At 68.7% G+C, this 1,484-nt stretch carries 1 pseudogene; it reads left to right on the top strand.

The annotated features are described in order from the left end of the window. Positions 1–286 precede the first annotated feature (286 nt). Positions 287–1,333: pseudogene (locus LDL49_RS40845) on the top strand (IS481 family transposase); the annotation flags it as partial. Positions 1,334–1,484: the final 151 nt, after the last annotated feature.

Here is a 1,484-nt window from a genome sequence, read left to right as displayed (position 1 = left end):
CAGTGGTGACTCATGTCCTCCTCGGTGCACTGGGCGGTGCGTGCCCGGACCGGCCGAAGAGCCGCAGCCGGGCACGCTGACCGGCCAGTGCACCCGGCGGGCCGCGCAGCGGGTCGCCCTTGAAGACGTAGAGAAAAGTCTCATCCGGCTGATCGATGAAATCTGTCCTGTCTCGCTTGATGGTTGACACTCTGGCCTCGCTTGATGCTTGACACCTTGATCGTCTTCTGTGCCTGCTCGTGGCGTTATCGACGCTTCGGGGGAGGCCCAGGTGGCATTGGTGGAGTTGAGCGTCGTGGAGCAGCGCTATCACGCGGTGATCGAGGTGTTGTCGGGGGCGAAGGTCACCGACGTGGCCGACCGGTATGGGATATCGCGGCAGTCGGTGCATACCTGGGTGCGCCGGTATCGGGACGGCGGCCTGGCGGGGCTGGCTGACCGGTCGCATCGGCCGAAGGCGCATCCGATGCAGACCCCGGCCGCGATCGAGGCGCTGATCTGTGAGCTGCGGCGCGCTCATCCGCGGTGGGGGCCGCGAACCCTGCTCTGGGAGATGGGCCGGCGCGGGGTGGAGCCGCTGCCCTCGCGGGCGAGCATCTACCGGGTGCTGGTGCGCAACAGCCTGATCGAGGCGGTGGCGCGGCGGCGTAAGCGCAGCGACTACCGGCGCTGGGAACGGCCCGAGCCGATGCAGTTGTGGCAGATGGACATCATGGGCGGGCTGCTGCTGGCCGACGGCAGCGAAGCCAAGCTGATCACCGGAGTGGACGATCACTCGCGGTTCTGCGTGATCGCCTCGGTGGTGGCCCGCTCGACCGGCCGGATGGTGTGCGCCGCCTTCGCCGCGGCGATGCGCGCCTATGGGGTGCCGCTGGAGGTGCTGACCGACAACGGCAAGCAGTTCACCGGCCGCTTCGGCGGGCCGAAAGCGGGCGAGGTGCTGTTCGAGCGCATCTGCCGACAGAACGGCATCCAACTGCGTCACACCCCGCCGCGTACTCCGACCACCACCGGGAAGATCGAACGCTTCCATCAGAGCGTGCGCCGCGAACTGCTGGCCGAGGCGCTGCCGTTCGCCTCGCTCGAGGCCGCCCAGGCCGAGGTGGACGCGTTCGCCGAGCACTACAACACCGCCCGCCCGCATCAGGCGCTGGACATGGCCTTCCCCGCCGACCGGTTCTTCATCGAGCGCAGCCCCGGCCAGCTCGCGGCCGAACGGGAACTACCGCTGCACCTGCCCGCCGGCCTGACCACGGTGCCCGCTCCCGCTGCCGGCGCCGCTCCTGAGGCCCCTGGCGCCGCCGCACTGCCAGAGCTCCCGGTCCCGGCCGTCCATCACCTTGATCAGCTCGAACGGGGTCGCGTCCGAGATGCGGTGTAAAAGTGAACGAGCGTAGGTTGCCGTGCTGAACCGACCAAAGTTCGCACTACGCAAGGACCTACGCTCGTGGCACGCACACTACCGCCCGTTCAGGCCATTCGCG

The organism is Nonomuraea aurantiaca, assembly GCF_020215705.1.
Taxonomy (GTDB): domain Bacteria; phylum Actinomycetota; class Actinomycetes; order Streptosporangiales; family Streptosporangiaceae; genus Nonomuraea; species Nonomuraea aurantiaca.
This window is presented reverse-complemented; position numbering and strand designations above follow the sequence as displayed.